General features: G+C 69.3%; 4 protein-coding genes and 2 CRISPR repeat arrays (1 of these 6 running past the window's edge). All 4 genes read left to right on the top strand.

What is annotated here, in order from left to right:
* Positions 1–43: 43 nt before the first annotated feature.
* Positions 44–3,303: direct repeats of the CRISPR family, unit length 28 nt; unit sequence CTGCTCCCCGCGCACGCGGGGGTGATCC.
* Between the two features lie 141 nt (positions 3,304–3,444).
* The 4 genes from C8054_RS30425 to C8054_RS30410 are packed head-to-tail and all read left to right on the top strand — an operon-like array spanning position 3,445 to position 10,345.
* Positions 3,445–4,236, top strand: a complete 792-nt coding sequence (locus C8054_RS30425) for a DUF429 domain-containing protein (protein WP_233220247.1) — start codon at positions 3,445–3,447, stop codon at positions 4,234–4,236.
* Between the two features lie 13 nt (positions 4,237–4,249).
* Positions 4,250–5,485: a DUF6361 family protein gene (locus C8054_RS30420; protein WP_146180011.1), complete on the top strand. Its 1,236-nt coding sequence runs from the start codon at positions 4,250–4,252 to the stop codon at positions 5,483–5,485.
* Positions 5,472–7,223 carry a phospholipase D family protein gene (locus C8054_RS30415; protein ID WP_146180010.1) on the top strand — a complete coding sequence of 584 codons (1,752 nt, stop codon included), beginning with the start codon at positions 5,472–5,474 and terminating at the stop codon, positions 7,221–7,223. The genes C8054_RS30420 and C8054_RS30415 overlap by 14 nt, the downstream gene beginning before the upstream one ends.
* The gene (locus C8054_RS30410; protein ID WP_107162602.1) at positions 7,220–10,345 is read left to right on the top strand and encodes a helicase-related protein; all 3,126 of its coding nucleotides are present in this window, start codon (positions 7,220–7,222) and stop codon (positions 10,343–10,345) included. The genes C8054_RS30415 and C8054_RS30410 overlap by 4 nt, the downstream gene beginning before the upstream one ends.
* A 169-nt stretch (positions 10,346–10,514) precedes the next feature.
* A CRISPR array of direct repeats spans positions 10,515–11,178; the repeat unit is 28 nt; unit sequence CTGCTCCCCGCGCACGCGGGGGTGATCC (it continues 2,170 nt past the right edge of the window).

The raw sequence follows: 11,178 nt of genomic DNA, 5'->3' as shown, positions 1-11,178 counted from the left end.
GGGGTGATCCGGGTGAGCAGATCACCCTGTCCGCCACCACCGTCTGCTCCCCGCGCACGCGGGGGTGATCCCGTCCGGTTCGCGAAGTCGTCCATGATCTCGGTCTGCTCCCCGCGCACGCGGGGGTGATCCCCTCGCCATGGGCCGCAAACCGCTGTCATTTCGCTGCTCCCCGCGCACGCGGGGGTGATCCCAGCTCTTCCAAGGGCTCTCGCACCTTCCTGGGCTGCTCCCCGCGCACGCGGGGGTGATCCGGAGCTGACCCGGGAGTTGCGCAAGGCGATCCTCTGCTCCCCGCGCACGCGGGGGTGATCCCGCGTTCACCGTCTTGTTGAGGCTGTCCCACTTCTGCTCCCCGCGCACGCGGGGGTGATCCGACGTACCCCACCGTCTCCGTCGACGGCTGACCCTGCTCCCCGCGCACGCGGGGGTGATCCGCTGGGACAGCGAGTGAGAGGCGATATCCATGGCTGCTCCCCGCGCACGCGGGGGTGATCCGGTCCGGGCCCGTCGGGATGCCCCGCACGACGACTGCTCCCCGCGCACGCGGGGGTGATCCGAGGGCCGGGTCGCCGAGCACCGAGAACACGTTCTGCTCCCCGCGCACGCGGGGGTGATCCCGACATCGCGCCGGCATGGGTCGTGGTCGGGTGCTGCTCCCCGCGCACGCGGGGGTGATCCGTCGGTCATGATCTCGCCCAGTGACCGCACACCCTGCTCCCCGCGCACGCGGGGGTGATCCGGGTGGAGGCGGCGTGACTCCGGAAGAACTCGCCTGCTCCCCGCGCACGCGGGGGTGATCCGGCATGGGAGGGTCGCGCCCGCGCGCTCGGGATCTGCTCCCCGCGCACGCGGGGGTGATCCTCCCCTGCTCCGCGAGACGGCGATGGACCGGGCCTGCTCCCCGCGCACGCGGGGGTGATCCTCCTGCTGGCGACGGTTGGCGAGGGCCGGACGACTGCTCCCCGCGCACGCGGGGGTGATCCGGTGGCAGGGCCGCTTGCGCAACTTCACAAAGACTGCTCCCCGCGCACGCGGGGGTGATCCCTACACGACGGGTGCGGCGTTCACGCTGACCTACTGCTCCCCGCGCACGCGGGGGTGATCCGTCCCGCAGGAAACGATCCTTGGTGGCCTGGTCCTGCTCCCCGCGCACGCGGGGGTGATCCCCGCTGCTCGATGTCGTCCGGGCCAGCCCTGCCCTGCTCCCCGCGCACGCGGGGGTGATCCCGCCCCTGCGTGGCGTCCGCAGGACAACGACATCTGCTCCCCGCGCACGCGGGGGTGATCCGAGCCAGCTCGATCCCTTCACGGTGGACGCGCCCTGCTCCCCGCGCACGCGGGGGTGATCCCAGTACACCTCAACCTCCGGTGCAAGATGCGGGCTGTTCCCCGCGCACGCGGGGGTGATCCGATCCCGGGTCGCCCGCACGGGCGTCCTCCGACCTGCTCCCCGCGCACGCGGGGGTGATCCGTACGCGCACGCCAGCACGTCCCCGCGGTTACGCTGCTCCCCGCGCACGCGGGGGTGATCCGGGCAGCCGAGCATCTCGGCCGGGCTCACCGTGCTGCTCCCCGCGCACGCGGGGGTGATCCCAGGCCGTACGCCGCCCAGTCGCAGCCGCGGTTCTGCTCCCCGCGCACGCGGGGGTGATCCGGTTCCACCGGCGCCTTCCGGCTGCTGGACGATCTGCTCCCCGCGCACGCGGGGGTGATCCGACAAGCCGCATGGCCTTTTCCAGCGCCCACCCCTGCTCCCCGCGCACGCGGGGGTGATCCGGAAATCGCCCCGACCGGCGGTATCCGTTTTACCTGCTCCCCGCGCACGCGGGGGTGATCCCATCACCAACCTGACCGCCAAGGACCTGGAAGACTGCTCCCCGCGCACGCGGGGGTGATCCGATCCGGGGCGTGATCGTCCGGCCGCCGCACGACCTGCTCCCCGCGCACGCGGGGGTGATCCCATCGGCCGGTCGATCCTGTTCACCGCCAAGGGCTGCTCCCCGCGCACGCGGGGTGATCCCACCATCGACCTCGCCGAAGCCGCCCTTCGCCGCTGCTCCCCGCGCACGCGGGGGTGATCCGCTGGTCTGGGAGGTCTCGACCAACCCGATCGACTGTTCCCCGCGCACGCGGGGGTGATCCGGCGCACCGCTGGTCGACCCGGCGACGCTGTGCCTGCTCCCCGCGCACGCGGGGGTGATCCCGGCGGCGAGCAGCTGTTCTATGACGATCCGACCTGCTCCCCGCGCACGCGGGGGTGATCCCTGGCCGTCGCCGGACCAGTCGATGCTCACCTCCTGCTCCCCGCGCACGCGGGGGTGATCTCGATCTGCTGCTGCACCTGTTCACCATGTTGAACTGCTCCCCGCGCACGCGGGGGTGATCCCTCGCCGCCGAGGTGGCCCGGTGAGGGGCGAGCCTGCTCCCCGCGCACGCGGGGGTGATCCGGGCGACAAGGTGCGGGTGGTGTCGTTCGGCGCCTGCTCCCCGCGCACGCGGGGGTGATCCCCGGAACTTGGCGGCCAGCGCGGTACGCGCGGCCTGCTCCCCGCGCACGCGGGGGTGATCCGCCCTCAACCCTCTCGCCCGCCGTGGCCCTGGTCTGCTCCCCGCGCATGCGGGGGTGATCCCATCACCGGGCTCGGCGACCTGCACGCGGTGCGCTGCTCCCCGTGCACGCGGGGGTGATCCCTTCAGCCCCGCCGACGACAGGTGGCTCGTGTTCTGCTCCCCGCGCATGCGGGGGTGATCCCTTGTATCCGCCGAACTTGTTGATGACCTTCAGCTGCTCCCCGCGCACGCGGGGGCGATCCCTGGAAGTGGTTCCTCATCGGGGCCGGCGTGGGCTGCTCCCCGCGCACGCGCGGGGGTCATCCCTGGCGGGTGGCCGACGGTCTCTCACCCGCCCTGCTCCCCGCGAAGGCGCAGGTGATCCGTTCCTGACCAGCGCGGACGTGTTGCCGTGCGTCTGCTCCCCGCGCAGGCGGGGGTGATCCCTTCGGCGGGGCAAGGGCGAGGACCAGGGCGGCCTGCTCCCCGCGCACGCGGGGGTGATCCGCAGCTTGGCAACACCGACTTCCGCTAGATGATCTGCTCCCGGAGCACGCGGGGTGATCCATGATGATGCCCGACCGGATCTCCGGCCGGCTGCTGGTCCCCGCGCACGCGGGGGGATGCTCGGGCGGCGCGGCCGGCCGGGACCCGCAAGCGCTGCTCCCCGCGCTCGTGGGGCTGATCCCGGCCGGCGACCTATATGGCCCGGCTCGCGCAAGCCGTTCCCCGCGCAGGTGGAGATGATCCAAGGAAGTGGCCAAACGGGCCTCGCTCCGTCGCGGGGCAATCCCTGTCATCAAGGCATGCCAATCCTGTCGATCCGGCAAAGCGCAGGAGAAACGGCGCTGCTTAGCGGCTGAACGTCTGGCAACGAACGTCGATCGGATCATGGCCGCCAAGCCCGACGGTACCTACAGTGGTGCGGTGCTAACCGTCGGCGTTGACCTCGCAGCCGCAGACAAACGCACGGCAATGGCCGCAGTTGAATGGCTGCCGGGCCGAGCAGTAGTACGTGACCTGCTCCTCGGCGTCAGCGACGCTCAAATCGTCGAGGCGAGCCGCCACTCGGACAAGACCGGGTTGGACTGTCCACTCGGGTGGCCGGCGCCCTTCGTCGCACTCGTCACTGCCCACCAGGCCGGCCATATCGCCGCCAGCGACGGCGAGGGTGGGCTGTGGCGGCGCCACTTGGCCTATCGCCAAACTGACGAGGTAGTGCGCGAGCAGACTGGGATCATCCCGCTCAGCGTCGCCGCGGACCGAATCGGGCACGCCGCCTTCCGCTGTGCCCGTCTGCTGTCGATGCTCGCGACCCACGGTCAGGATGTCGACCGTTGCGGAGACGGCCGGATCGTCGAGGTGTATCCGGCAGCGGCTTTGAGCTGCTGGAGCTTGACGCATCGCGGTTACAAGGGGCGGCGCCAGCAGGTCCAGCATGCCGATCTTGTGACCGCGTTGTGCGCAGCCGCGCCCTGGTTGGAGCTGGGCGCTTTCGAGGCGTTGGCCCGGCGTAGCCACGACGCGTTCGATGCGGTGATCGCATCGTTGGCTGCCCGCGCGGCTGCAATCGGCAGAGCCACCACGCCGGATGACGAGCAGCGGGTCGCCGCACGGTCCGAAGGGTGGATCGCCTTGCCGACGTCCCCTCTGAGCGGCCTGATCGATGCGGCAGAAGCGTAGGCGGAGGGTATTCATGGCTTCAGGACTGAGCTGGCTGGACAGCTCTCGCGACGATCAGCAGCGGATGCGCGAGCTGCTCAAGCTCTTCAGCGACACGGAGAGCCGGGACGAGCTGGGTACTGGCCAGGTCCGCGACGCGTTCAGCGATCTGCTCTTCCCAGGCACCTCCGTCTTGCAGACCCGGGCGCGTTACCTGCTGATCGTGCCGTGGTGCTACCAGGAGGCCGAGCGGCGAGGACTACTCGGCGACCGCCTCACGAAGCAGGTGGACCGCAGCGAGCGGAAGGTGATCTCCGCCCTGATGAAGGGCGACGATACCGAGGGCGTGATCGGCCGTCGGGCTGGTGTCGCGGTACGGACGTTGCCGTCGACCATCTACGCAGCCGCGCTGCTGCGATACGGCATCCGCACTGGCGACGATGAGGGCTCATCGGACCGCCGGTTCGGCGTTGGCTCGGCCGAGGCGGACGAGTTGACCGAGCGAGCACACGGCACCTGGCATGCGACATTGCCGGCCGCGCCGAAGGGCTTTCCGGACGTGGTCGAGGGTGGGTTGAGGCTGCGGCCGGAGGAGGGCCGCTGGCTGCGAGAGCGACTCCTGGCCGCGGCGCCCGACACGCTGCTGGCGTACCTTCTCGACCCCGAGCATCGCCCCGGTTGGGACAGTGAGGCGCCGTGGGAGGAGCGGGCGGTGGCGGCCGCGCCGGGTCCGATCGGCCCGGTGGTACGGGATGCCGCGCTGTTCTCGCTGGCGATCCACGGAGCGGCGTTGCTGTACAACCTCCTGGTGGCGGAACGGTATGAGGCTGCCGGTTTGACCGAACGTGAGGCGCCTGCTGCCCGATACCGCGACCTGCTGCTGGACTGGAATCAGCGTGTGTTAGCCGAGCAGGGCCTCAAGGGCTGGGACCGATCGGCCATGTGGATCCGGCTGATCGAAAAGAACCCGCGAATCGCATCGAACGCTCCTGCTCGGCGGTTCGTCGAACGTTGGCTTGACGCGGTCACGAGCGGAGCGGCGCACAACGCCGTCACGGACCAGAGCCTGCGCAACCTGGTGGCTGAGCGGGAACGAGCGGTCAAGAAGGGGCAGTCGCGGTTGGTCAACGACAAGCTGTTGCGTACGTGGAGTGGCGCCTCCGGCAGCAGACCCTTGGTCTACCGGTGGCCGCAGGTGCGCCGGATCCTCATTGACATCCACGACGGCTATGCCGCCGACCTGCCGGAGGCTGCCGGTGCTCGCGCCTGATACTCGCTCCCTGCTGCTCGACGCGTTGCGCCCGCCGCCGGGTATGCGGATGTCCCGCGCCGTGGCCCTGACATTCACGCTGGATCTGGAGAGTCTGCTGGTAGCCCCGCTGGCCTTTGCAGCACACGGCTTGCATGAGTCGACCGACCCGATCGCGGTAATGGAAGGCGTACGGCGCTGCGCCGACCGGATCGACGTGTTCTGTCAGGCCGGGCAGATCGCGGTGCCGCCGACGAAGTCGGCGCTGCTGGCCTTCGTCGAGCCGATGGTCCACCAGGTCCGTCGGCCCAGGCCGGGACGTCTGTTCCACCCGAAGCTATGGGCTCTGCGCTTCGGGGACGAGGCCACCGGTGAGACGTCACTGCGCCTGCTGGTGCTCAGCCGCAACCTGACCAAGGACCGCAGCTGGGACGTGTGTCTGCGCCTGGAGGGCTATCCGGGAACTCGCCGCGTGAAGGGCAATAAGCCCCTCTTCGACCTGCTGCAACGCGCGATGCGGTTGGCAGTCGCCCCGTTGCCGGCGGATCGGCAGGCGGCAATCGAGGCGCTGGGTGAGGATCTGCGTCGAGCCGAGTGGGAGTACCCCGAGGGTGCCTCTGCGATGTTCTTCCACGCGCTGGGAGTGCCTGGTGCTCAACGACCGGACTTCGCTGGCACACGCCATCTGGTCATCTCACCGTTCTGCACTCCGGAGGGCCTCGACCGCTGCGCTCCGAGTGGCAAGCCGGCGCTGGTGAGCCGCCAGGAGACGCTCGACTGCCTTTCCGACGAGAGCCTGACGGGCGCCGATGCTCTGGTGATCAACGAGCTGGCGGGTTTGCCGACTGAGGAATCGCCGTCGGGCCAGGATGTGCTCACCGGGCTCCACGCCAAGGTGTACGTGGTGGAGAAGGGTCAGCAGGCCCGGGTTCTTCTCGGTTCCGCCAACGCTACCGCTGCGGCGTTCGACGGCAACGTCGAGCTGCTGGTGGAGCTAGTCGGTGGCCGCACTCAGTGGGGCATCGATGCCCTCCTCGGCCCAAAGGCAGCGTTCCGCGAGATCCTCGAACCCTACGAGCGTCAAACCAGCGGCGATGTAGGTCCCGAGGCGGACCGTCTACGAAACCTGATCCGCGACCTCGCGGCGCTACCGCTGTTGGCTTCCGTCACTTCAGAGGCGGACAGCTACCGAATCCGGCTGATGTCTGAAGACGCTGTGCCAGACGTGCCAGGCGTACGGATCACCGCGCAGCTGCACACCCGCCGAGGCGAGGCGGCCACGCTCGCAGCGGGACAGCCGGTCGACACGGCGTTCACTGGGCTCATGCTGGTCGACATCACTCCGTTCGTCATCGTCACCGCGGAGGACAGCACCGGCCGGGAGCAAGCCGTCGTCCTCGCTACCCTGGTCGGCGATCCCGCGCACCGCCTCGATCACGTCATCGCCGAGCAGATCGACACACCGGAGAAGTTCCTGCGGTTCCTGCTGCTGATGCTCGGCCTCGGCACGGAAGCCGCTGCCGCGGTGAGCGGTGGCGCCGGCGGAGCTGGGGCCTGGCGTACGGGCGGGGCCGGGATCTTCGAACTGCTTCTCAACGCTCTCGTCGACCGGCCGGAGCAACTCGACGACCTGGCCCGGCTCGTCAGCCGCATCGAGGCGAGCGGGAGCAGCAGGCGACTACTTCCGCCTGGCTTCGCCGAACTTTGGAAGATCATCACCGAGGCGCGGGACGCGATGGCAGAGGAGGTGCTCGCGTGAAGCGGTACGACGCCGGCCCGGTCATGGCCGGGTTGAAGGACTTCCAGCGCGACACCGTCGCACATGTCGTCGACCGCTACTTCGGCGCCGACCCGACCCGCCGGTTCCTGGTCGCCGATGAGACCGGTCTCGGCAAGAGCGTGGTCGCCCGAGGCGTGATCGCTCAGACCCTGCAGCGTCTACAGGACGACGACAGCGTCGAGCGGGTCGACGTCATCTACGTCTGCTCCAACCAGGATGTGGCGCGCCAGAACATCGACCGGCTTCGGATCACCCCGGACGAGACGGTAACGCTGTCCAGTCGGCTCACCCTGCTCGCCAAGTACACGGACCGGCTCAACGCCGTGACCGCTACCGCCGGCAAGCCGGTCAACCTGGTCGCCTTCACCCCCGGTACATCCTTCGACCAGGGCTGGCGCACCGGCACAGCTGAGGAACGCGCACTGCTGTTCCTGCTCCTTGAGCAGGCAGGCTCATGGGACGGCTGGCGAACCCGGGCGGCGCTGAGGGCGTTGCAGGCCGGCATCGCGACACCTGAACGCTTCGAGCGCGAGTGCGACCGGCTGTGGGGGGAGCTGGGCAGAAAGATCAACCCCACGATTGCTGACGAGTTCCTGCGCCGTGCCCGGCAACGGGGCCTCCTCGACAGGTTCGACGCACTGCTGGATGGGATCGGGCGGCGCCCCGCGCTACCAACCGCGCTGCGGGAGACCGCCCGCAGGCTCACCGGTGATCTCCGTACAGCGCTGGCCACCGCCGGCGTCGAGGTCCTCGAACCCGACCTGATCATCCTCGACGAGTTCCAGCGCTTCCGGGAGCTGCTCGACGACAACGGCGGCGAGGGCGCCGAACTGGCCCGGCACCTGTTCGACTACCGGGACGCCCGGGTGCTGCTGCTGTCCGCCACCCCCTACAAGCCGTTCACCTTCGCCGAAGAAGCCGCCACAGGCGAGGAACACTACAGCGACTTCCGGCAGGTCCTGCGTTTCCTCACCGACGACGAGTCCTGGCACGCCGACGTGACGAAGGCGTTCGAGGCGTACCGGGAAGCCCTGGTCCGCGGCGAGCCCTGCGCGGACCTGCGCGAGTGGCTGCGCAGCCTGCTGCTGACGGTCATGTGCCGCACAGAGCGACCCGGCCTCGGCCAGCACGACATGCTGCGCGAACACGTCACCCTGGCCGACGACGTCAACCCGCGAGATGTACGTAGCTACGTCGCGATGCGCAAGATCGCTAAAGCTGTCGGCGCCCCCATGACGGTCGAGTACTGGAAGTCCGCGCCGTACTTCCTGAACTTCCTCGACGGTTACCAGCTCGGCGCCAAGGTCCGGGCGGCGCTGAAGGACCGGATAGATCCCGACGTGCCAATGCTGCTGGGCACGGCTCAACTGCTTGACGCCGAGACGATCGGCCGACGTGAGCCCGTCGACCTCGGTAACGGCCGGCTACGGCAACTCGCTGCCCACACCGTTGACCGGGGCTGGTGGCAGCTCCTCTGGCTGCCACCGTCGCTCCCCTATCACGCGCTCGGTGAACCGTTCGCTACCGCGGCGCGTGAGGGCATCACCAAGCGTTTGCTGTTCTCATCCTGGAATGCCACTCCTACCGCCGTTGCGGGCCTTCTCAGCTACGAGGCCGAGCGGCAACTGGGCGCGGCGGGTGAGGGGCATCGACACCTCGACTACCGCATCGAACACGAGCGTCCGGCGGCGATGAGCGTCCTCGCGCTCTTCTGGCCCCACCCCACACTCGCGGCACTGTGTGACCCGCTGGCCATGGCTCGCCAGCGACCAGACGCCATCGCACCACTGAACGACTTCGAAGGAGAGGTCCGAAGCCGGCTCCTTGCCCATGCCTCAGCCGAAGAAGGGGTCGAGGTGCCGGCACCAGCTGAGCCATGGGAGCTGCTCTTCCGATGGCCAGGCGCCGACCCAGGCGCCAACGACCCTGCTACCGCTCTCGGCTTGTCCGCCGACGAGGCGCATGCGGCAACGGGTCTGGACCGACACGTTGCTCGAGCGCGGGAGCTGATGAGCCAGGCCGGCTATCCGACGCAGGGCCAGCTCGACGGGCTGATCGACAGCATGGTGGCCATCGGTATGCACGGTCCCGGCAACATCGCCTGGCGAGCGCTGTCCCGGCTGATCGAACCCGGCAACCACGTCACGCCCGCGGGGCACTGGCGTGCAGCCGCGCTCCTCGCCAGCGGTCTACGTTCCCTGTTCAACCGGCCGGAGTCCGCACAGCTACTCGACCACCTGACGATGGGCAAGGTCTACTGGCAGGCAGTGCTGCGCTACTGCGCGGCCGGCGGGCTGCAGGCCGTCCTCGACGAGCACCTGCACACGTTGCGCAGCACAGCCTCCGACACCCCGCTCGACGACTGTGAGCTGTGGAAGATCGCCGACGAAGCACGGCAGGCGATGGCCAGCCGACAGTCGACGTACGAAGCCTTCGACCCGCACCACCCGGAGCAGCCCATCAAGCTGCCCGGGCGGTTCGCCCTGCGCTACGGCGGCCGCGGTGAAGAGCAGTCGCAGGTCAACCGCAAGATGGTCGTACGTCGGGCCTTCAACAGCCCGTTCTGGCCGTTCGTCGTCGCCACTACCAGCGCGGGACAGGAAGGCATCGACTTCCACCAGTGGTGCTCAGCAGTCGTGCACTGGAACACCCCGGCCAACCCCGTCGACTTCGAGCAACGCGAAGGACGCGTCCACCGCTTCGGTGGGCACTCCGTACGTCGCAACGTCGCCGACGCACACCGGCCCGACGCCCTGCGCTCGGCGGATCCGGACGTCTGGAGAGCCCTGTACGACGCCGCCCGAGCAGAGTCCGGAGAGCTGGGTGACTTCGCGCCGTACTGGGTGTTCTCCGGACCAGCGAAGATCGAACGACACGTCCTGCCCTATCCGCTGAGCCGCGACCAGTCGAGATTCGCGAGACTCAAGGCCGAGCTGGTGAGATATCGGCTCGCGTTCGGTCAGCCCCGGCAGGAAGACCTGCTGCTCCTTCTACAGCGGCAGGCGGATGGCGAGAGCGACGTACCTGACGTCCTGGATCTACGGCCTCGACGGGATCCCGATCCACTGGAGGAACTGGGCGCATGCCCGAGCCATCGGTGAGTGGATGGTGGCCAGAGGGGCTCGCCGAAGGCGCACTGACTAACTACGCTTTCATTGAGATCGCCAGGGTGTCGGCTAGATGCCAGACCGAGAGCAGAGGGAAACGATCTTGCAGACCATAGTGAATGAAAACCGCGAAGTCGATCTCTAGCGCCCCAGGTCAAGTAGTCTGCTCCCCGCGCACGCGGGGGTGATCCCGAGATGGCCGAACGGATGCGCGCAGAACAGGACTGCTCCCCGCGCACGCGGGGGTGATCCCGCGGTCGCCATGTGGGACGAGAAGCGCTCGTGCTGCTCCCCGCGCACGCGGGGGTGATCCGTAGGGCCACAAGTACCGGACCGAAACAGAGTCCTGCTCCCCGCGCACGCGGGGGTGATCCCGCCACCACCGGCAACACCAGCAGCGGGCAGCACTGCTCCCCGCGCACGCGGGGGTGATCCGGGCGTGAACGTGCGCGGGCCGTCCCGCTTCACCTGCTCCCCGCGCACGCGGGGGTGATCCCTACCTGATCGAGCCGCCGGCCCGCAAGGTGCTCTGCTCCCCGCGCACGCGGGGGTGATCCTGTTGCTACCCTCTGGGAATGTCGCCCCCCTCCCTGCTCCCCGCGCACGCGGGGGTGATCCGCTAACGGTGAGTTCGGTCATGGGACTATTGCTCTGCTCCCCGCGCACGCGGGGGTGATCCCGACGTGTGCCTTCCACGGGCCGTCGGGCTTTTCTGCTCCCCGCGCACGCGGGGGTGATCCCCACGGTGCACCGTTCTGCCCCGCCGAGGGGTCCCTGCTCCCCGCGCACGCGGGGGTGATCCGCGGAGCATGACGATGTGGCCGATG

Origin of the sequence: Micromonospora sp. RP3T, from assembly GCF_003027925.1 — a bacterium.
Lineage (GTDB): Bacteria > Actinomycetota > Actinomycetes > Mycobacteriales > Micromonosporaceae > Micromonospora.
Note: the sequence above shows the minus strand (reverse complement) of the source record. Positions and strands in the feature narration are given on the sequence as shown.

Excerpts from the sequence above, each read along its gene's own strand:
- C8054_RS30425 (WP_233220247.1), top strand. The coding sequence starts at position 3,445 with ATGGCCGCCAAGCCCGACGGTACCTACAGTGGTGCGGTGCTAACCGTC.
- C8054_RS30420 (WP_146180011.1), top strand. The coding sequence starts at position 4,250 with ATGGCTTCAGGACTGAGCTGGCTGGACAGCTCTCGCGACGATCAGCAG.